Origin of the sequence: Alistipes sp. ZOR0009 (assembly GCF_000798815.1) — a bacterium.
Lineage (GTDB): Bacteria > Bacteroidota > Bacteroidia > Bacteroidales > ZOR0009 > Acetobacteroides.
In genome coordinates this window covers 1-2688 of record NZ_JTLD01000110.1, presented here as the reverse complement: position 1 = coordinate 2688, position 2688 = coordinate 1, and the positions used below count along the sequence as shown (strand labels likewise).

General features: G+C 51.6%; 1 protein-coding gene. It reads right to left on the bottom strand.

Annotated elements, in window-relative coordinates; translation table 11 throughout:
• Positions 1–2688 (bottom strand): Calx-beta domain-containing protein (locus L990_RS16640; protein ID WP_197057321.1); only part of this gene is annotated, 2688 nt, incomplete at both ends.

Genomic DNA, 2688 nt, shown 5'->3' with positions numbered 1-2688 from the left:
CGTCGGTGGTTGGTACCAGCACGGTTTTGCTCGTCTCGCCAGCAGCAAAGGAGAGCGTACCCGCGGGCACGTTGTCGAAGTCGGTACCCATTGTGGCGGTACCATCCTCTACGGTGTAGCCAGCCGATATGGCCTGATCGCTAGGGTTGCTGAGGCTCACCACGAAGGCGAGCACGCCGCCCTCGGTAACCGTTGGGCTACCCACCGCAACCGTTGGCTTGGTATCGTCGTTGGTTATCGTTCCGGTAGCGCTGCCATCAGCTATGGTAGCGTTGGTGGCATCTGTTAGCTCAAGCGATATGGTTTCGTCGCTCTCGAACTTGGTGTCGGCCGTAGTTGGCACCTCCACCACCTTGGAAACCTCGCCCGGGGCAAAGGTTACCGTTAGGTTGGATGCGGAAGTGTAGTCGTTATCGGCAATCGTTGCGGAACCATCGGCGGAGGAAGCCTTAACGCTTACCGCCTTGCCGCTAGCTGCGCTGAGGCTTACCACGAACTGCAGCTTGCCGCCCTCGGCTACTGTAGCGTCGCCTACCGAAAGGGTAGGAAGGGCGTTTACATCTATGATTGTGCCTACCGCAGTAACCGAACCAGCATCAACATTTACCAGATTAGAAAGGGCAATGGAGAAGGTTTCATCAGCCTCATCTAAAGCATCGAGCGTTGTTTGAACGCTAATAAGCTTAACCACCTCACCCGGATTAAAGGTTAATGATCCCGAAGGGAGAGCTGTAAAATCGGTTCCGGAAGTGGCCGTAACGTCGCTTTCGGTATAGTCAACCGTAATAACCTTATCGCTAGGATTGGAAAGTCTAACCTCGAAGACCAAAGGATCGCCCTCTGAAGCCGAAACATTAGCGATGGAAACCGTTGGCTTAGCATCGTCGTTTAGAATAATACCCTTAGCCTTATCTGCTGCAATAGAGGCATTAGAAGACGGATTCGAAAGCTGAACAAAAAGATCCTCATCAGCCTCAAATGTTGCATCCGCAGTAGTATGAATAGCCACATCTACAAAACCTGCCAGAGCAGGGATCGTAATCTTGGTTAGTCCTAGAGAAGTATAGTCGTTGTCTGCAGAAGTTGCAGAACCGTCAGTCGTTTTTGCAAACACAGTAACAGGAGTCGCTGTTAAATTGCTCAACGAAACCCTAAACGATAAATCGCCACCCTCATTGACAGAAACCGCATCAGCAATACTCAATGAAGGCTTATCAGCCTCATCGGTGATGGTGCCTTCTGCAGCGCCGCCAGTGGCGCTAATCGTTGCGTTGGTTGCATCAGAAAGGGTTACGTTTAAGGTCTCATCGCCCTCATAAATATTATTGTTGATGGTGGCGACATTTACCGTAGTGGTAAGTGCTGTTGTGCCAGCAGCAAATGTAATCGTGCCAAGGTTGACAGGAGTGTAGTCGGAGTCGGAATCCTTGGCAGTACCATCGCTGGTAGAGTACTTAGCCGTAATAGGCAAGTACGATTCGTTGCTCAGCGTTACCACAAATCCGAGCGAGCCACCCTCAGCAACTGAAGCACCAGTGATGCTCAGCGAAGGGTAGTCGGCAGCATCGGTAATGGTACCAACTGCTGTTGACTTCGCGATGGTGCTGTTGGACGAGCTATTCGCCAGAACCAACTTCATTATTTCATCACCCTCGAACCTTGTATCGTTTGTGGTAGGAACAGTCACCGTTTGAGAAGCCGTACTGTTGGCTGGGAATGTAAGAGTAACGAGCCCCGCAACCTGATAGTCGGTACCTCCAGCCGCTTTACCATCCGCAGCAGGTAGGTAGTCTTCCGACTTGCACTCTACCGTAACGGGAGCAACAGCTGCATTTGAAAGAGAGACCACAAACTCCAGATTACCACCCTCAGCAACCGACGCATCGCTAACTGTGATGGTAGGCTTATCCGCCTCATCGGTGATGGTACCTAGGGCAACACCGGCCGTGGCGCTAATTGTGCTGTTGGCCGAAGCACCCGAAAGCTCCACCTTGAATGTTTCGTCGCCCTCGTAAACGTCGTCGTTCGAAGAGGCAACTGCTACCGTTTGCTCGGTAGTACCAGCAGCAAACGTAATAGCTGTAAGCGGAGCAGCGGTGTAGTCTGTTCCTCCCGAAGCCTTGCCAATAGCAGCCGCAAAGTCGGAGGTCTTGTAGCTCACCGTTACTGGCGCAGTAGCAGGCTTAGAAAGCCAAATCCTAAACGAAAGGTTGCCTCCCTCGGCTGTTGTAGCCGGGTCGATTGCTATCTCAGGCTTATCCGCCTCGTCGGTGATGGTGCCTACACCTTGCGCATCGGCTATGGTAGCATTCGCAGACAACGAGAGATTCAGCAATATATCTTCGTTACCTTCATATTTTCCGTCATTGGAAGTTTGTACCTCCACGACCTTGGATGTTTCGCCAGGAGCAAAGGTTACAATCGTGCTTGCAAGAGCCGTATAGTCGTTATCGGCAGCTGTAGCAGAGCCATCGGCAGAAGCAGCCGTTACGGTAACCGTCTTTTCACTAGCAGCAGAAAGAGTAATTGTAAACGAGAGCTTTCCTCCCTCGGCCGTTGAAGCATCGGAGATCGATAGCGAAGGTGCTGCATCGTTATCGGTAATGGTACCAACGCCGACTAAAGTTCCAGCATCAACATTTGTAAGCGATGAGAGAGTAATCGAAAACTGCTCGTCATCCTCATCGA